The sequence below is a fragment of the Vibrio sp. HM8-C genome (genome assembly GCF_058630515.1).
Window position 1 is genome coordinate 223,438 of record NZ_JBMMKS010000001.1, and the last position, 18,283, is coordinate 241,720.

Below are 18,283 nucleotides of genomic sequence, written 5' to 3' on the forward strand. Positions count from 1 at the left end.
TTGCTTATACCAATGTAGATAAGTCTTAATCTTCAAGAAGTTTTTGTAACAAGACACCATTCAGCATCGCGCGCTTAATCATAGCGAATGCGCTTAATGTAGGTTGTTTATCGAGTAACGAAGCTTCAATTGGTAAGTGACTATGAAACGATTTTAGAGACTGGTTTTCTACATTGCGTTGAATTGCAGGAAACAGAATGTCCTTCGCTTCAGTAATTGCACCTGCAATGATGACTTTTTGTGGGTTGAACAAGTTAATCGTAATCGCAATCGCTTTACCCAACTGATTTCCCACTCTCACCAATGCTTGCTTGGAAAGTTCATCCCCATTATTCGCGTGCTCACAAATCTCATGGATAGTAATCGCATCGACTTGAGAGAGGCTAGATTCATAACCCTGAGAGATAAGCTTGTTTACTCGATTTACGATGGCAGGGTTTGCTGCCACTGTTTCTAAACAACCAAAGTTGCCACATTGGCATTGCTCACCAAGAGGGTCTATCTGGATATGGCCAATTTCACCTACGTTTCGGTTGAATCCCAAAAACACTTGACCATTGACTATGATGCCGGCCCCTGTACCACGGTGGACACTGACTAAAATAGAATCTTGGCAATCTTGGCTTGCGCCAAAATAGTGTTCCGCGAGTGCCATTCCTCGTACATCGTTACCAACAAAACATTCCACATGGAAATGGTCTTTAATGATTTCACCGAGAGGTAAAGCACTAATTTTGACATTTGGCATGTACTCAACGACGCCAGTCTCTGGATTAACTAAGCCAGGGAGAGCAACACCAATAGCGATGAGTTGACCGATAGACGATGCGTGTTGATTGTTAAAGTCTTTGAGATGCTTCAGCAGACCATCAACTAATTCAGTTTGACTAGTGTAGATAAACTCTTGGTACTCAGAGGCGATTTCTTTTGCACCCAAGTCAAACAGACTAAATTGGATGTAGTCTCGACCTAAACGTACAGCGATTGAGTGAAATGGAGCAACTTCGGTGGTCAGAGATATTGCTCTTCGACCACCCGTAGAAGCTTGTTGTGCGACCTCTTTAATTAGACCGCGTTCTAAAAGTTGGCGGGTTATTTTTGTCACACTTGCAGGAGCAAGTTGACTTACATCGGCAACCTGTATTCGAGAAATAGGACCTTGTTGGTCTATTAATCGATATACTGCAGCGCTGTTCAGCTGCTTGACTAGATCTACGTTACCTATTTGTCCGCCATTCATTATTACTTATGCTCGTATTGTCCGTTAACCACAGTCGCTTTTACATTGAAGTCACGGTCAAAAACAGTCAGGTTGGCAATCATGCCTTGCTTAATACGACCTAATTTATGGTCAACCCCAATTGCTTTTGCTGGATACAAAGTAGCCATTCTCAGTGCTTCATCTAAAGCGATGCCGACATGCTCAACCGTGTTTTGAACCGCTTCAATCATAGTAAGGGCTGAGCCGCCAAGTGTTCCGTTTTCATCGATACACTTGCCATCTCGGTAATATACTTTCTTACCGACAAAAATAAAGTAATCCATCTCAGCGCCTGCAGGAGCTGTGGCATCTGTCACTAATACGAGCTTTTCGCCCTTGATTTTGTGGGCAATGCGGATATTAGCGTAATCAACGTGGAAGCCGTCAGCAATAATGCCAGTGTAGACTTCTGGTGTGTCAAAAATAGCACCTACAACGCCCGGTTCGCGGCCTTGCATAGGTGTCATCGCATTAAATAGGTGAGTTGCAAAAGTAATTCCGGACTCAAATCCTTTACGTGCTTCTTGGTAAGTTGCGTTAGTGTGACCAATAGAAACCACAATGCCTGCTTTGGCTAATTTTTCAATGTGTTGTGGGTTATTGTTCTCAGGTGCCAGAGTCACTTTAGTAATAACGTCACTGTTTTCACACATCAAATTGATCATGGCTTCATCTGACTCGCGAATAAAGTCAACGCTGTGAATACCTTTCCTCTCAATGTTTAGATATGGACCTTCTAAGTGCAGCCCAAGAGAATGATTGCTGTATTTTTGTCGATAGTCGCGCTCAGCTGCAATCGCTTGACGCATATTGTCATCTGAAGAAGTAATCAAAGTAGGTAAGAAGCTTGTACAACCTGATTTTAGGTTTGCTTGGTGCATAGTGTGGATTGTGTCAGCGGTTATTTCATCATTGAACATTACGCCGCCACAGCCATTGAGTTGTAAATCAATGAAACCTGGACTTAGGTTTGCACCTTTTAGATCTTTACGCTCTATGTCACTCGGAAGATTTGCTTGAGGGATAATGGCGTGAATTGTATTAGCATTAATGATAACAGCATGACTGGTGAGTACATCGCTGCCTGTGTATATCTTACAGTTAGTTAGTGCGTACATAATTAACGAATCCTCGTCGATAGACATTCTAAAATTTTAGGTGCGATCAACAGATATTGTCTCTAAAGAGTATGTTATGAACTCACTCTTTTCTAACTTATATCAAATCGCGAAATATCTTTATGCTCATCGGCAACGAAAATGCTGCCTTCAGCTTATTATTTGGCGCCATATTTGCCTTAGTTATGTAATCAGCAAATAGGTCTATTAATCGGTATAATCTCTTTTACCATAAGACATTACATCATCTAGTTATTAGCCGAATAGTACCGATAAATTAATGTTTTTTTATATTGTAAAATAAGTTTTATGATCTCGCTAGCAAAAACCTTGAATTATGCCCGTTTGAGGTGATTACGGTCACAATTGATGAGCTTTTAATTTGCGGAGCAAAATTATTGTCATACACTGATTATGACTAAATTGGGCGACTAAAATAAGTTTGCCGATATTTATAAAATCCTATAGGGGGAACTTACGGTGAATATTCTTGGATATGCGCAAAAGTTAGGTAAAGCATTGATGCTACCTATCGCAACGCTACCCGTTGCAGCGATATTATTACGTCTAGGTCAGGGCGACCTACTAGACATTCCATTCATGGCAGAAGCTGGTGGTGCAATTTTTGGACAGCTACCTCTTCTATTCGGTCTTGGTATTGCAATCGGTCTTTCTAAAGACGGTTCTGGTGCTGCAGGTCTAGCTGGTGCAGTTGCGTACTTCGTACTAACAGCAACAGCAAAAACCATCGATCCTTCAATCAACATGTCGTTCTTCGGCGGTATCTTTGCGGGTATCATCGCAGGTCACGCTTACAACGCTTTTCACGCTACTCGTCTTCCAGAATGGTTAGCGTTCTTCTCTGGTAAGCGTCTTGTTCCTATCATGGCTGGTCTATTTGCACTTGTTGCAGGTGCGATCTCTGGTGTTGTATGGCCAAGCATCCAAGGTGGTCTTGATGCGCTAGCTCATGCAGTATCAACTTCTGGCGCTGTAGGTCAATTTGTTTATGGTACTCTAAACCGTGCACTAATCCCTGTTGGTTTACACCACGTTCTTAACTCATACTTCTGGTTCGGTATGGGTACGTGTCAAGAGATCGTAGTTACAGGCGCTCAAGCTGCTGGTCAAGCTCTACCTGCTCTACAAAAACTTTGTGTAGATCCTTCTATTGCTAAAGCTCTAGTTGTTGGTCAGGAGCACACGTTTAACTTCCAGAATGCTGTGAACCCAGAAATCACTGCGGTTGTAAAAGAAGTAACTGAAACTATGAAGTCTGGCGACCTACACCGTTTCTTCGGTGGCGATAAGAGCGCTGGCGTGTTCATGAACGGTTTCTTCCCAATCATGATGTTTGGTCTACCAGGTGCAGCTTTAGCAATGTACTTTGCAGCTCCAGCTGAGAAACGTCATCAAGTGGGTGGTGCATTGTTCTCTGTTGCTTTCTGTTCATTCCTAACAGGTATTACAGAACCTCTAGAGTTCATGTTTGTGTTCCTAGCACCAGCGCTATATGCAATGCATGCTGTGTTTACTGGTCTAGCTCTAGTTATTGCAAACATGTTTGGTACGCTACACGGCTTTGGTTTCTCTGCTGGTCTAATCGACTTCGCATTAAACTGGGGTCTAGCAACTAAACCGGTAACACTACTAATCATCGGTCTAGCGTTCTTTGCTCTGTACTTCTTCACATTCACATTCGCAATCCGTACTTTCAACTTGAAGTCACCAGGTCGTGAAGATGATGAAGAAGCTGTAGCTGTAGCGGCACCATCTAACTCAAGTGCTGATAAAGGTGAACTAGCTCGTCAATACCTAAAAGCTCTTGGTGGTCATGACAACCTAACTACGATTGATGCTTGTATTACACGTCTACGTCTTACACTAAAAGATCGTTCAGTTGCTGATGAAGCAGTACTGAAAAAATTAGGTGCTAAAGGTGTTGTTAAGCTTGGTGAAAACAACCTGCAAGTAATCCTTGGCCCACTAGCAGAAATCGTTGCGGGTGAGATGAAAGCGATTAGTACTACTGAAGACTTGTCTGGCGTAAAACTACCATAAGAGTCATTGTCTTTAATAACAGACGTTTTTAGTTAAAATTGAAGCCTTCGCCTTGTGCGAAGGCTTTTTGCTTTGTAAGACGTTGGCTACAGAACAAGCGAAGTAATGATTATTTCCTAATTAATCCGCAGTTTTTATTGTGAAAATGCCCAGAATTGTGGATCATTGAACGCAATATTTCTGTGGATTGTGGCTAAGTTGGCCCAGACAGGAAAACTTTCTGCCAGTATTAAATTATTTTGAGGTGCTATAGATGAGTGAAGCTGAGGCTCGTCCATCGAACTTCATTCGCCAAATCATAGATAAAGATTTAGCGGATGGTAAACACACTAGCGTGCATACTCGTTTCCCGCCAGAGCCTAACGGTTATCTGCATATCGGTCACGCGAAGTCGATTTGTTTGAACTTTGGTATCGCTCAAGACTATCAGGGCCAGTGTAACTTACGTTTTGATGACACAAACCCAGAGAAAGAAGACATCGAATACGTAGAATCAATTAAGAAAGATGTAAGTTGGCTAGGCTTTGAGTGGTCTGGTGATATCTGCTACTCATCTGATTATTTTGACAAGCTATACGAATATGCAATCGAACTTATCAACAAAGGCCTAGCTTATGTTGAGGAATTAACGCCAGAGCAGATTCGTGAGTACCGTGGTACGTTAACTACTCCGGGTAAACATAGCCCTTATCGTGATCGCAGTGTTGAAGAAAACTTAGCTCTGTTTGAAAAAATGAGAACTGGTGGCTTCAAAGAAGGTGAGGCTTGCCTTCGCGCTAAAATCGATATGGCTTCTTCATTTATCGTAATGCGTGATCCAGTGATCTACCGTGTTCGTTTTGCAGAACATCACCAGACTGGCGATAAGTGGTGTATCTACCCGATGTACGACTTTACGCACTGTATCTCTGATGCGTTAGAAGGTATTACACACTCGATCTGTACTTTGGAATTCCAAGACAACCGTCGTTTGTACGATTGGGTTTTAGACAACATCACTATTGATTGTCACCCTCGTCAGTATGAGTTCAGTCGTCTGAATCTAGAATACACTGTGATGTCTAAGCGTAAGCTTAACCAACTGGTTACTGAGAAATTAGTAAATGGCTGGGATGACCCTCGTATGCCAACGATTTCGGGTCTACGTCGTCGAGGATTTACTTCAGCATCTATCCGCGAATTTTGTAAGCGTATTGGTGTTACCAAGCAAGACAACATGATCGAGTTCAGCTCACTTGAATCTTGTATTCGTGATGACCTAAACAACAATGCACCTCGTGCAATGGCTGTTTTGGATCCAGTGAAAATCGTTATTGAAAACTTTGATGCAGATAGCGTTGAAGTCTTAAATCTTGCTAACCATCCAAATAACGCAGAAATGGGTTCTCGCGATGTACCTTTCACTCGTGAAATTTGGATTGAACGTGAAGACTTCCGTGAAGAAGGTAACAAGAAATACAAACGCTTGGTACTAGGTAAAGAAGTTCGTTTACGCGGTGCTTATGTGATTAAGGCTGAGCGTGTTGAGAAAGACCAAGACGGTAATATCACCACGATTTATTGTACTTATGATCCAGCTACACTGGGCAAAAACCCTGAAGATGGTCGTAAAGTGAAAGGTGTTATTCACTGGGTATCAGCTGATAAAGGTTTGCCTGCTGAATTCCGTCTATACGATCGCCTGTTCACAGTGCCTAATCCAGCTGCCGCTGATGATTTTGCAGCAACAATTAACCCTGAATCACTGATTAAAGTGAATGGTTTCGTTGAGCCAAGCCTAGTGAATGCTGAAGCCGAAGTTGGCTACCAGTTTGAACGTATGGGTTACTTCTGTGCAGACAACAAAGATTCATCTCCTGAATCTTTAGTCTTCAACCGTACTGTTGGCTTGCGTGATACTTGGGCGAAAATCGATTCTGAGTAATTACAGCTAAAGTAAAACAGTTTAAAAGCCAGCTTAAAGCTGGCTTTTATTTTTTGAATCGTCATTATGGTATTCAAGATAAGACACAAAGCGGAGTATTAGTGTGAGATTGCTGCGATTATTACGGTGTGAACACATTTTTTACTTTAGATCCTATAGTTTTGCTTGTCTTATCCGATATATTTAACAGATTGTTATCTTTATTAATTCATAGCACCTAGCTGAGCCTTATATGCGTCAATTTTTCAAACGCCTGTTACTGCCAATTGCTGTAGCGGCCGTGACTCAGACTTCTTTCGTTAGTGCAGAGAGTATTCGCCTTATTGGTCCGACTGGCGAAGTCCAGTCAGCGCCACAATACAGTAGTGATATTGTCCGTAATCGAACTACAACATCGGCAGAGCCATCGCAAGTGGTTGGCCCAACTTCGGAAAAAGATACGTTGTGGTCGATTGCTTCACGCATACGCCCCTCTAATCAAGTTTCTGTGCAACAGACTTTACTGGCAATTTACCGTTTAAATCCTCAAGCATTTGAAGATCAAAATATTCATAATTTGATTCCCGGTAGCACATTACGTATTCCTTCACTCGCACAAGTAAATAGCGTTTCTACAGAAGAAGCTGTCAATGTGATGGCAGCTCATAAAGCACGTCTTACTCAAAAAACAGCAAAACCTACGACGCCGGTTGTAACTCAGCCAAAAGCAGAGGTGAAACCTGTTCCTCCGGTAGAAGTTAATCCTACTCAGGCACAAGTAATACCAAGTGCACCGGTGGTTGAAGAAAAGCCTGTAGTTACTGAAACCAAAACCCCAGAGATAAAAGCTCCAATTGCTGAGCAAAATGAAATCCAAGCTTTAGAAGAGAAAAACCACAGGTTGCGTTTAATGCTTGCTGAAGTTCAATCTGAAGTGAGTGGTCTTAAACAGGAACTGGGTGATGAAAATCGCATTCGTTCAGAGGTTGAAAAACTTCTTGCAGAAGAGAGAACGAAACGCGAAGAAATGCAACGTCTAGCACCTTCTAAGTTGGATGAACTTTTATCAAACAACTGGCTAGTGGCAGGCTTGGCGCTTATCCCTGGTTTATTTATTGCCTTATTAGTTGTTATGTTCCTAGGACGTCGTTCTAGCTCAAACCAAGCTAACTCACCAACTCAAGAGACCGCATTAAATACTGCATCTAACGCCGATGTTGTAGCTCCAATTGCTGTTGGCGACCAGTCATTAGAAGATCTAGATGACGAGCTACTACTAGACGATGACTTGTTCGGTAGTATGGATGACAACGACTCACTATTTGGCGAAGAGAAAAAAGAAGAAACAGCTGAAGATGATGATGGCGATATCTTCGCTGGTTTAGATGAAAGCGATTTAGACTTCGACTTAGAAGGTGAAGATGGCGAAGATTTGTTTGCCGCTATTGATGACTCTGGTGATTTAGATACAGATTTCGGAGATTTGTCGTCTAGTAACAACGGCATCAGTGTCAGCGGAGATGAAAAAGCTCTAGGTCTAGAGGAAATGGAACGTGCTCTTGACCAAGCTTCACAGAATTATGATGAAGATGATGAAATCGGCTTTGATTTGTCTGATGACGGTGAAATGTCGCAAGCTGATATTGAGTCATTGTTAGCAGCTGATGGTGATTCTGAAGAGCTCGATTCTTCAACACTTGATCAATCGATGTTGGATGAACTTTTTGCATCTCAACAAGACGATGAAGATGAAACGTCCGAACTTTTGGATTTTGATAGTCTACTTGATGAAGAAAAATCTAAAAGTAGCCTTGAGCCACAAGCGGCTAAGTTCACTTCAGATGAAGAGTTAGACGACTTATTTGCGAACATTGAAGCTCAAGCCGATTTAGAGTCTTTAGAAGCAAACGCTCTAGATGAAGCAGCTTTACTTGATGAATTGTTGTTACAAGACGATGAGCCAGAAGTTCAAGCGAACAGTACCGCATTGCTTGACGAACTTTTGGAAGACGACACATTCGGAGAGGAAGAGTCTGCAGAAGACGCTGTTGATGAAATGATGATGGAGTTGGATGAATTACTGGGTGATGCCGGTGATACTGAAATTCCTGAAATCGATGAAAATAGCACAGCATTATTAGACGATTTCGTGGGCGAGCTTGATGAAGAGCCAACAGGTTATGAAGACTTTTTAACTGACGAAGTTAGCTTAAAAATTGATGAGCCTGAAGAAGTCGACGAAAGTTTAGAGCTTTTTGACGAACTGTTAACTATTGAGAAAAACGCCGAGGAAGAGGAGCCAATTGAAGATTTCAATAGTGCTAATTTTATCGACGATTTAATTACCAACGCACCTAAATCTGACCCTCTACTTGATGAAGAGTTTGAGTCAATTTCTACCAATCTTGATGAAGACTTTGACCTTGATGATTTTGAGTTCAATCCAGAAATCGAAGGTGGTGAACTGGCCGATTTAGAGGAAGATTCTGAACCAGAAGTTCCGGCTGTAGCGAATGAATTTGGTATCCCACAAGATGACGATTGGGTATTTGATGATCTAGAAGCAGAAGCAGAAGCAGCGGATGTTCTTGATGAAGTTGAAGTAGCAAAGGATGCCGTTGAATCAGAAGAGTCTGAGCTCGATATTGCTGCTGCGTTTGACGATTTAGAGCTACCAGAATACACAGAAGAAGATGCGTTAGCGGATTCAGAATCTGAAGTAGAAGAAGAAACTGCGGACGTACTTGATGAGATTGAAGTAGCAGAAGTTGAAGCGGATGACGTTGATTTAGAAGAGTCAGAGCTTGATATCGCTGCTGCGTTTGACGATTTAGAGCTACCAGAATATACAGAAGAAGACGCGTTAGCGGATTCAGAATCTGAAGTAGAAGAAGAAACTGCGGATGTTCTTAATGAGATTGAAGTAGCAGAAGCTGAAGCGGATGACGTTGAATCCGAAGTGTCAGAGCTTGATATCTCTGCTGCGTTTGACGATTTAGAGCTTCCAGAATACACAGAAGAAGACGCGTTAGCGGATTCAGAATCTGAAGTAGAAGAAGAAACTGCGGACGTTCTTGATGAGATTGAAGTAGCAGAAGCGGATGACGTTGAATCCGAAGTGTCAGAGCTTGATATCTCTGCTGCGTTTGACGATTTAGAGCTTCCAGAATACACAGAAGAAGACGCGTTAGCGGATTCAGAATCTGAAGTAGAAGAAACTGCAGATGTACTTGATGAGACTGAAGTAGCAGAAGCTGAAGTGGATGACGTTGAATCCGAAGATTCAGAGCTTGATATCTCTGCTGAGATTGACGATTTAGATCTTCCAGACTACACAGAAGAAGACGCGTTAGCGGATTCAGAGTCTGAAGTAGAAGAAGATACTACGGACGTTCTTGATGAGATTGAAGTTGCAGAAGCTGAAGCGGGTGACGTTGATTCAGAAAAGTCAGATCTCGATATCGCAGCGGAGTTCGATGATTTAGAGCTTCCAGAATATACAGAAGAAGACGCGTTAGCGGATTCAGAATCTGATCCTGAAGAAGATTTACCCGAAGTTGAATCTGAACTTGCTGAAGTAGAATTCGAAGATTTTGAACTTCCTGAGTACACAGAGGAAGACGCTTTAGCAGACATGTTTAGTCAAACGGATGAATTGTCTGATGAGTCAGAAGATGAACAGTTGGATGATTCTTCGCTTTATGAAGATGTTGAGCTAGCGAGCACAGAAGTCAATCTTAGTGACGTTTCAAAACAAGAGTTTGACGAACAGGCACTTTCAGATTGGTTGTCAGATGAAGAGAGAAGCGAAACTCGCTTCGCTTTTGACAAGCCGATTGATGTGAAGTCTGTCGATAGTGCCGGTATGGACATTGATGCCATGCTTGAAATGGGCGGTGAGGATTGGAACGGATTCAACCTAACACCAGATCAAAAAGCAACGATTTCCGATGAAGTTCCAGAAGCTGAGAAAGATGTCTGGCATCCTGAAATTCAGGTAAAAGAGCCAGAAGTTGCAAAAGAAAACTGGGGAAGTCAGGAAGAATTCGCTGAGTTCGAACCTGCTACTCGTCAATTTATGACAATCGACGATTTAATGGCTCAGGTCGAGAATGACGATGGCAGTACGCTCAACCTCGATAATGAGGAGCTAAAGTTGGATGTGGGTCTTAATGAGTTCCCAGATGTTATCGGCGACGTAGCTGATATCGACGTGGACAACAATTCAGAGGCCGCAGGTAAGCTTGATTTAGCAAAAATCTATATCGAGATGAATGATGATAAAGGTGCCATTAAGTTGTTAGAAGAAGCTATCGTTGATGGTAGCGATGAAATCAGACAACAAGCAAAGCACCTTATTGATGTCATCAATGGCCGAGTGTAAGTTGAAAAAATAAGAGTAGTAGAGGCAGCATTCGCTGCCTCTTTGCTTATTCGACTATCATCATTTTGCGGGTTAGAAATCTCAAGCAATTGATATTATACTGCCCGCCCCAAGGTCTTTAGGCCTATAGTGATAAAGAGTAATACACCATGAGAATAGCGTTGGGTATTGAGTACGATGGTACTCACTACTTTGGTTGGCAGCGTCAAAGAGAAGTTGCAAGTGTTCAGGAAGAGTTAGAAAAAGCTCTGTCTATTGTCGCCAACCATCCTGTCGAAGTTCAATGTGCCGGACGCACAGATGCTGGCGTACACGGTACTGGGCAAGTTGTGCATTTTGAGACTACAGCGACTAGAAAAATGGTCGCTTGGACGATGGGAACCAATGCAAATCTACCAAAGAATATTGCTGTGCGTTGGGCTAAAGAAGTTCCAGATGAGTTCCACGCTCGCTTCACAGCAACGGCACGTCGCTACCGTTACGTGATTTATAACCATGAATATCGCCCTGGCATTTTAGCTTCAGGGGTGAGCCATTATCACGGTGAACTTGATGCGAAAAAAATGCATCAGGCAGGTCAGTATTTACTCGGTGAGAATGATTTTACGTCATTTAGAGCGGTTCATTGCCAGTCACGTAGTCCGTGGCGTAATATTATGCAATTGAATGTTACCCGCCATGAGCGTTACGTAGTGATTGATATTAAAGCGAATGCTTTCGTTCACCATATGGTTCGCAACATCACGGGCAGCTTAATTTTGGTAGGCCGTGGCGAGAAAGAACCTGAATGGATCCAATGGTTATTGGAAGCAAAAGATCGCACACTGGCAGGGGCAACGGCGAAAGCGGAAGGCTTATATTTGGTCTCTGTGGATTATCCGAAAGAGTTTGAATTACCACAACCACCATTAGGTCCACTGTTTTTGCCTGATCATTTGAACTAATGTTGAACTAAAGTGTAGTAATTGGCTCAAAGTTATCAGCTGATTAGCATTGAAAACGAGCAGTATTAGATGTGTGGAACTGGTACAAGAAATAGGTACAACCAGTTTTTTGTCTACAGTTGGCATTTTCTATGCTTTAATCCCCACGCATTATTGTCGAATTTAAATCTTTCGCATTGAGCGGGAGAGCACAGAGTAAAAGGTCTTCTATGAGTTGGCTTGAAAAGATTTTAGAAAAAAGCAACATAGTTACTTCACGCAAAGCATCGATTCCTGAAGGTGTTTGGACGAAGTGTACATCTTGTGAGCAGGTACTCTACCACGCAGAACTCGAGCGCAACCTCGAAGTTTGTCCTAAGTGTAATCATCACATGCGCATGAAAGCGCGCCGTCGTCTGGAAACTTTCCTAGACGAAAACAATCGTCAAGAGATTGCACAAGAGCTTGAGCCACAAGACAAACTGAAATTTAAAGATTCTAAGCGCTATAAAGAGCGTATCGCTGCAGCTCAAAAGAGCAGTGGTGAGAAAGACGCTCTTATCGTTATGAACGGAGAACTGCACGGCATTCCTCTAGTAGCTTGTGCATTTGAATTCTCTTTCATGGGCGGTTCAATGGGTTCTGTTGTTGGCGCTCGTTTTGTTCGCGCGGTTGAATCTGCAATTGAAAGAAATTGTGGTTTGGTGTGCTTCTCTGCGAGTGGTGGTGCACGTATGCAAGAGGCGTTGATGTCTCTAATGCAAATGGCTAAAACCAGTGCTGCGCTAGAGCGTTTATCGAACAAAGGTTTGCCTTTCATTTCAGTAATGACTGACCCAACTATGGGTGGTGTTTCTGCTAGTCTGGCTATGCTGGGTGACGTGAACATCGGTGAGCCAAAAGCACTGATCGGTTTTGCTGGTCGTCGTGTAATTGAACAAACGGTACGCGAAGACTTGCCAGAAGGTTTCCAACGTAGTGAATTTCTACTTGAGCACGGTGCGATTGATATGATCGTTGACCGTCGTGAAATGCGCCAACGTATTGCCGGCCTTCTAGCTAAGATGACCAACCAGAAATCTCCTCTGGTTGTTTCTGTGAACGATGCGCCACAAGAGGCAGCATATTCAGTACCAGAAGCGAAGAAAAAAGGGTAAAGTAGCGCTAACTAAACCAAAGAAAACAATGGTTCTACGTTAGATGAAACATAACCCAATTCCTCAAGCCACATCCCCACTGTCGATGTGGCTTGATTATTTAACCCATATTCACACATCTGCAATTGATTTAGGCTTAGACCGCGTTCAGGCGGTTGCAACTAAAGCCTCTCTTACGAAACCAGCACCTACAGTTATCACTGTTGCCGGAACTAACGGTAAGGGTTCTACGTGTGCGTTGATGGAAAGTATTCTTCTAGACGCTGGCTACTCAGTTGGTGTGTACAGTTCTCCTCATCTTATTAGCTACAACGAGCGTGTACGTATCAACGGCGTTGATGCAAGTGATGAGCAGCACACACAAGCTTTTGCTTTTGTTGAAGATCAACGTGGCGAAATTACATTAAGCCTATTTGAGTTCGGTACATTAGCAGCACTACGTATTTTTCAAACTGAGAAAGTTGATGTTGTTCTATTAGAGGTCGGCCTTGGTGGACGTTTAGATGCAACCAACGTTGTTGATCATGATGTGTCTGTAATCACGAGTCTGGCAATCGATCATGTTGATTGGTTAGGCGACGATATCAATGTCATCGGGTTTGAAAAAGCCGGTATTTTCCGATCAGGTAAACCTGCCATTTGTGGTCAGCCTAAACCACCATCTACGGTTGCTGCTCATGCTGATGATATCGGTGCAGAGTTCTATCAAGTTGGTATCCAGTTTGAGTATGAAAAAGTATCTGATTCGGTTTGGCAATGGCGAAGTGGTTCGTTTGACCTTACCGATTTGCCTGTCCCGACACTTCCTCTGGCTAATGCTGCAACAGCACTGATGGCTTTAGGTTGCTCAGGATTAGATGTCAGTGACGTAAATATTGTTGAAGGTCTGCGCAACGCAAAATTGGCTGGGCGCATGCAGCGTATCTGCGATGATCCAATTGTGATGCTTGATGTGGCTCACAATCCTCATTCTGCTGAGTATCTTGCGTCTCAAATTCGCACCCAGTTCCCAAACCAAAACATACATATGGTTCTAGGAATGCTGCACGACAAAGACATCAAATCGACAATTGACGTTTTAAAGCCCGTAGTGAGCCATTGGTATCCTGCATCTTTATCTGGTCCTAGAGCCGCTTCAGCAAGTGAATTGTGCAAGCATTTAAAAGTAGGCCATGAAGAGTATTCAAACCCTGTAAGTGCATTTGAAAGTGCGATGACAAGGGTATCAGAAGGTGATGTCATAATCGTTGCTGGGTCTTTCCACACAGTCGGTGAAGTGCTTGAGCACTGGAAAAATAAAGGAGCGTAGATGGCGAGTAAATTTCAAAGCCGTTTAGTAGGTACTATTATTTTGGTGGCGATAGGTGTCATTGTTCTGCCTGACGTTCTTGATGGTAAAAAGATGCACTATCAAGAAGAGATTACGAGCATACCTATTAAGCCTGAGCTGAATAGTGATGTAGAAAAGTTTGAAGTCCTTGAACCTGTTGAAGATGAAGTGGCGTTACCAGTGTCACCAGTGTCAGCTACTCAAGCAACAAGCCAAGTATCTACGTCGACTACTGCGGCTGAAAAACCGATAGAAACGGTTGTCAAAGAAGTCCCTGAGAAAAATGACTACCAAGACAGCGCATGGATCATTCAGCTGATGGCTTTGAAGAACGCAGAAAACGCGAAAAGTGTAGTGGATGATCTGCAAAAGCGCGGATATCAGGCACACACGAAACAAGAAAACGGTTTTACGCGAGTGATCATCGGACCTGATGTCTCTAAAAGTAAGCTTGAGAGACAACTGCTGGAATTAGAGAAAGTTACCGGTTCAAAAGGTCAACTGCTCAAATTTAAACCACTAAACCCATAAGAAAACGTTTGCGTCGCGTTTTTTTCTGTTAAAATGCGCGCCAACTTAAGATGTAAGAACTCATGAATTGGTTAGATATTGTCATTTTAAGTGTGATCGGCTTGTCAGCTTTGATCAGTTTGGTTCGTGGCTTTGCGAAAGAAGCCCTGTCATTAATTATTTGGTGTGGTGCGTTTTTTATCGCTTCACAGTACTACGCAAAACTGGCGGTGTACTTTACCAATATTAAAGATGAAATGTTCCGCAACGGCGCTGCCATCGCTGCATTGTTTGTAGCAACACTAGTGGTCGGTGCGATTGTGAACTATGTGATTTCGCAATTGGTGCAGAAAACAGGTTTATCAGGTACGGATAGAATCCTAGGCGTCGTGTTTGGTGCATTACGTGGAGTTCTTATCGTCGCTGCGGCTTTGTTTTTCGTAGATACCTTTACAGCCTTACCAAGCTCAGAGTGGTGGAAGAGTTCGCAATTAGTACCGGAGTTTAGCCGTGTGATTGCGCCTCTGTTTGAACACATACAAGCAACATCAAGTTTTCTATCTGACGCGATATAACGCGTCAGTTACTGACGCAAATCGAGGATTAGGACATGTGTGGTATTGTTGGAATCGTGGGCACAACGCCTGTAAACCAGTCTATCTATGACGCTTTAACGGTATTGCAGCATCGTGGCCAAGATGCCGCTGGTATTTGTACCATAGAAAGCAATCGTTTCCGTCTGCGCAAGGCGAACGGTTTAGTAAAAGATGTCTTTGAAGCCAAACACATGCAGCGTCTTCAAGGTACTGTTGGTATTGGGCACGTTCGTTACCCAACTGCTGGCAGCTCAAGTGCATCGGAAGCTCAACCTTTTTACGTAAACTCTCCATTCGGTATCACGCTTGCTCACAACGGCAACTTGACCAATGCGAACGCAGTGCGTGACAAGTTGTTCGAAAAAGATCGTCGTCATATCAATACCACTTCAGATTCTGAAGTACTGCTAAACGTATTGGCGCATGAAATTGACACTGTAAGAGGTAATGTAACCTCTGAAGACGTTTTCCGCGCAGTGGCAAACGTGCACCGCACTATTCGTGGTGCATACGCTGTTACAGCGATGATTATCGGCCACGGTATGATTGCTTTCCGCGACCCACACGGTATTCGTCCACTATGTCTTGGTAAGCGTGAAGTGAATGGTCGTACTGAGTACATGGTAGCGTCAGAATCTGTTGCTTTAGATGCGGTTGGTTTTGACTTCGTGCGCGATGTTGCACCGGGTGAAGCGATTTACGCAACGTTTGAAGGTGAGTTGTTTACTAAGCAATGTGCAGACAGCCCAAGCCTAACTCCTTGTATTTTCGAGTTCGTTTACTTTGCACGTCCGGATTCATTTATCGACAAGATTTCGGTATACAGCGCACGTGTTGAAATGGGTAAGCGTTTAGGCGACCGTATCAAGAATGAATTCGCAGATCTGGATATTGATGTTGTTATTCCAATTCCAGAAACATCAAACGATATCGCACTACAAATCGCACAAGCGATTGATAAACCATACCGCCAAGGTTTTGTGAAGAACCGTTACGTTGGTCGTACGTTTATCATGCCGGGTCAACAGCTACGTAAGAAATCAGTACGTCGTAAACTGAACGCAATCCGTTCTGAGTTTAAAGATAAAAACGTACTGCTTGTTGATGACTCAATCGTGCGTGGAACAACGTCTGAGCAGATTATCGAAATGGCTCGCGATTCAGGTGCAGCAAAAGTTTACATGGTGTCAGCTGCGCCTGAGATTCGTTTCCCGAACGTATATGGTATCGATATGCCAACGGCAAATGAGCTAATTGCTCACGGCCGTGATAACGCAGATATCTGTAAGCAAATCGGTGCTGATGCACTTATCTTCCAAACTCTTGAAGATTTAGAAGATGCAGTGCGTGCAGGCAACCCTGATATTGCTGAGTTTGAAGCGTCAGTATTTAACGGCGAATACGTAACGGGCGATATCGATCAGCAATACCTAGACTACCTAGAGTCTATGCGTGGTGATGATGTAAAAGCACAGCGTGAAATTCAGGATCTAGCAAGCTTAGAACTGTACAACGAAGGTGCTTAATACTTTTTACCTTAGTAGTTAAGTTACGTTTAAAGTAATAAGTAATTGATGAATAGTAAAAAGGCTTCCAATAGGAAGCCTTTTTTATGTCTAGCAATTTATCAATTCCATAAATGGTCATGTGGAATCGAAGGTAAAATCGTTACAGAACTGCTTTGCTATAGAACTACAGAACCATCGCCGCAATCCAACCGAACACAACTAGCGGTAGGTTGTAGTGAAGGAACGTTGGTACAACGGTTTCCCAAATGTGCTCGTGTTGACCGTCAGCGTTAAGACCAGAAGTTGGACCTAATGTTGAGTCAGACGCAGGAGAACCCGCATCGCCAAGCGCAGCTGCCGTACCTACAAGTGCGACAGTTGCCATTGGTGAAAAGCCAAATGCAACACATAGCGGAACATAGATCGTCGCGATAATTGGAATGGTTGAGAATGATGAACCGATACCCATAGTCACCAGCAAACCAACCACAAGCATCAGTAGCGCTGCTAGTGGCTTGTTATCACCGATGCTGGTAGATAGAGCACTAACGAGCGATTCAACACCACCGGTATCTTTCATTACCGCTGCAAAACCTGCTGCAGAAATCATGATAAAGCCGATCATCGCCATCATATGAACACCTTTGGTGAACACATCATGAGTCTCTTTCCATGCGATAACGCCACCGAAAGTAAACACCATAAAACCAGCCAGTGCACCGATGATCATAGAACCTGTTGCAAGTTGAACGGCTAGCGCTACAACAATACCCACGGCTGCAATCGCAACGTGTTTCTTGTCGATTTCGTTTGCTTGATGATGAACAACGGTTAGCTCAGTCTCTGCATATTCGCGTGGTTTACGGTAACTGAAAAATACAGCAATAAGTAAACCAACGATCATTCCAATAGCTGGTAGCAGCATTGCCATTGGTACTTGGCCCGCAGTGATGTTGTTTAAGCCGTTTTCATGTAGGTTTTTAAGCAGAATGTTATTTAAGAAAATACCGCCAAAACCGACCGGTAGCACCATGTAAGGGGTGATCAAACCAAAGGTAAGTACACAGGCAACTAAACGACGGTCAAGTTTAAGTTTTGCAAATACACCTAGTAGTGGCGGAATCAAAATTGGAATGAAGGCAATATGCACTGGAATAACGTTTTGCGAAGAAACTGCCATTAGCAATAACGCAACCAATACAGCGTATTTCAAGCCAGTGGTTGCAGCACCATGCTCTTTGCCATGAAGACGTTTAATGACACTTTGCGCTAGCAAATCAGTGATGCCAGATTTAGAAATAGCAACAGCAAAGGTGCCGAGCATTGCATAGCTAAGTGCAATAGTTGCACCGCCACCCAAGCCGCTTTCAAAAGCCGCTACAGTATCATTTAAGCTCATACCTGCCACTAAACCACCAACAATAGCGCTGAAGGTTAGGGCAACTACAACGTTTACGCGCATCAGAGCAAGCAGCAGCATGACGCAAACGGAAATGACTACAGGATTCATATTATTCTCAATTCAAGTCGTG

General features: G+C 43.1%; 11 protein-coding genes and 2 pseudogenes. 10 read left to right on the forward strand and 3 right to left on the reverse strand.

Going from position 1 to position 18,283, the window contains the following annotated elements:
* Positions 1–25 precede the first annotated feature (25 nt).
* Together nagC and nagA are read right to left on the reverse strand one after the other, a co-directional pair.
* The gene (gene nagC, locus ACOSVQ_RS01020; protein WP_491980749.1) at positions 26–1,240 is read right to left on the reverse strand and encodes a DNA-binding transcriptional regulator NagC; all 1,215 of its coding nucleotides are present in this window, start codon (positions 1,238–1,240) and stop codon (positions 26–28) included.
* A gap of 2 nt (positions 1,241–1,242) precedes the next feature.
* Entirely contained in the window at positions 1,243–2,379 is a 1,137-nt protein-coding gene (nagA, locus tag ACOSVQ_RS01025) for an N-acetylglucosamine-6-phosphate deacetylase (protein ID WP_491980750.1), read from the reverse strand.
* A 480-nt stretch (positions 2,380–2,859) separates the two neighbouring features.
* Here nagA and nagE point away from each other — a divergent pair, with 480 nt between their 5' ends.
* The 10 genes and pseudogenes from nagE (at position 2,860) to purF (ending at position 16,769) form a co-directional block, all read left to right on the forward strand.
* Positions 2,860–4,440 (forward strand): N-acetylglucosamine-specific PTS transporter subunit IIBC, encoded by a 1,581-nt coding sequence (gene nagE / locus ACOSVQ_RS01030; RefSeq protein WP_491980751.1) that lies wholly within the window; start codon positions 2,860–2,862, stop codon positions 4,438–4,440.
* Positions 4,441–4,693: 253 nt separating this feature from the next.
* Positions 4,694–6,364, forward strand: a complete 1,671-nt coding sequence (glnS, locus tag ACOSVQ_RS01035) for a glutamine--tRNA ligase (protein WP_491980752.1) — start codon at positions 4,694–4,696, stop codon at positions 6,362–6,364.
* Positions 6,365–6,596: 232 nt separating this feature from the next.
* Positions 6,597–10,727, forward strand: a complete 4,131-nt coding sequence (locus ACOSVQ_RS01040) for a FimV/HubP family polar landmark protein (RefSeq protein WP_491980753.1) — start codon at positions 6,597–6,599, stop codon at positions 10,725–10,727.
* Between the two features lie 149 nt (positions 10,728–10,876).
* The gene (gene truA / locus ACOSVQ_RS01045) at positions 10,877–11,671 is read left to right on the forward strand and encodes a tRNA pseudouridine(38-40) synthase TruA (protein ID WP_491980754.1); all 795 of its coding nucleotides are present in this window, start codon (positions 10,877–10,879) and stop codon (positions 11,669–11,671) included.
* Positions 11,672–11,880: 209 nt separating this feature from the next.
* Positions 11,881–12,807 (forward strand): acetyl-CoA carboxylase, carboxyltransferase subunit beta, encoded by a 927-nt coding sequence (gene accD, locus ACOSVQ_RS01050; protein WP_491980755.1) that lies wholly within the window; start codon positions 11,881–11,883, stop codon positions 12,805–12,807.
* A gap of 43 nt (positions 12,808–12,850) precedes the next feature.
* Positions 12,851–14,116, forward strand: a complete 1,266-nt coding sequence (gene folC, locus ACOSVQ_RS01055) for a bifunctional tetrahydrofolate synthase/dihydrofolate synthase (RefSeq protein WP_491980756.1) — start codon at positions 12,851–12,853, stop codon at positions 14,114–14,116.
* Positions 14,117–14,326 (forward strand): annotated as a pseudogene (locus ACOSVQ_RS01060) (cell division protein DedD); the annotation flags it as partial.
* 66 nt (positions 14,327–14,392) lie between these two features.
* Positions 14,393–14,668 (forward strand): annotated as a pseudogene (locus ACOSVQ_RS01065) (SPOR domain-containing protein); the annotation flags it as partial.
* A gap of 62 nt (positions 14,669–14,730) precedes the next feature.
* Positions 14,731–15,222 carry a CvpA family protein gene (locus ACOSVQ_RS01070; RefSeq protein WP_491980757.1) on the forward strand — a complete coding sequence of 164 codons (492 nt, stop codon included), beginning with the start codon at positions 14,731–14,733 and terminating at the stop codon, positions 15,220–15,222.
* Between the two features lie 35 nt (positions 15,223–15,257).
* Complete coding sequence (purF, locus tag ACOSVQ_RS01075) at positions 15,258–16,769, forward strand: amidophosphoribosyltransferase (protein ID WP_491980758.1); 1,512 nt, start codon at positions 15,258–15,260, stop codon at positions 16,767–16,769.
* Positions 16,770–16,935: 166 nt separating this feature from the next.
* On the opposite strand, the gene ACOSVQ_RS01080 is transcribed toward purF, so the two are convergent.
* Positions 16,936–18,261 carry a Na+/H+ antiporter family protein gene (locus tag ACOSVQ_RS01080; RefSeq protein WP_491980759.1) on the reverse strand — a complete coding sequence of 442 codons (1,326 nt, stop codon included), beginning with the start codon at positions 18,259–18,261 and terminating at the stop codon, positions 16,936–16,938.
* Between the last annotated feature and the right edge of the window lie 22 nt (positions 18,262–18,283).

Coding starts and splice junctions, on each gene's coding strand:
- nagC (WP_491980749.1), bottom strand. CDS start 1,240: ATGAATGGCGGACAAATAGGTAACGTAGATCTAGTCAAGCAGCTGAAC.
- nagA (WP_491980750.1), bottom strand. CDS start 2,379: ATGTACGCACTAACTAACTGTAAGATATACACAGGCAGCGATGTACTC.
- glnS (WP_491980752.1), top strand. CDS start 4,694: ATGAGTGAAGCTGAGGCTCGTCCATCGAACTTCATTCGCCAAATCATA.
- ACOSVQ_RS01040 (WP_491980753.1), top strand. CDS start 6,597: ATGCGTCAATTTTTCAAACGCCTGTTACTGCCAATTGCTGTAGCGGCC.
- truA (WP_491980754.1), top strand. CDS start 10,877: ATGAGAATAGCGTTGGGTATTGAGTACGATGGTACTCACTACTTTGGT.
- accD (WP_491980755.1), top strand. CDS start 11,881: ATGAGTTGGCTTGAAAAGATTTTAGAAAAAAGCAACATAGTTACTTCA.
- folC (WP_491980756.1), top strand. CDS start 12,851: ATGAAACATAACCCAATTCCTCAAGCCACATCCCCACTGTCGATGTGG.
- ACOSVQ_RS01070 (WP_491980757.1), top strand. CDS start 14,731: ATGAATTGGTTAGATATTGTCATTTTAAGTGTGATCGGCTTGTCAGCT.
- purF (WP_491980758.1), top strand. CDS start 15,258: ATGTGTGGTATTGTTGGAATCGTGGGCACAACGCCTGTAAACCAGTCT.
- ACOSVQ_RS01080 (WP_491980759.1), bottom strand. CDS start 18,261: ATGAATCCTGTAGTCATTTCCGTTTGCGTCATGCTGCTGCTTGCTCTG.